The 257-nt window shown below is 73.2% G+C and carries 1 protein-coding gene; it reads left to right on the plus strand.

Annotation, left to right across the window (positions count from 1 at the left end; all coding sequences use genetic code 11):
- A partial coding sequence (locus QN345_RS20235) for a hypothetical protein (RefSeq protein WP_323509265.1) occupies positions 1-257 on the plus strand: 257 nt, incomplete at both ends.

Genomic DNA, 257 nt, shown 5'->3' on the forward strand with positions numbered 1-257 from the left:
GGTCGAGCGTGACCTTTGTGCCGGTCACTCTCGACCGGAAAGGTCCCTCTCGTGGTCTCGTCGACTGGCAGTCCCCTCGGCCGGGGTTCCCCGGGGCGGCGGCCCGGCTCGCGTTCGGCGCCACGCAGTCCACCGCCGCGCAGACGGAACGGATCGCAGAAGCGGCGCGCATCGCCGAGGTCGCACGGGTCGCGGAAGTTGCCCGGGTTGCCGAAGTCGCCCGGGTCGCGGAGGTTGCCCGGGTTGCGGAGGAGGCG

It is taken from the genome of Cryobacterium sp. 10I1 (assembly GCF_035019805.1).
In the GTDB taxonomy this organism is placed as follows: domain Bacteria; phylum Actinomycetota; class Actinomycetes; order Actinomycetales; family Microbacteriaceae; genus Cryobacterium; species Cryobacterium glucosi.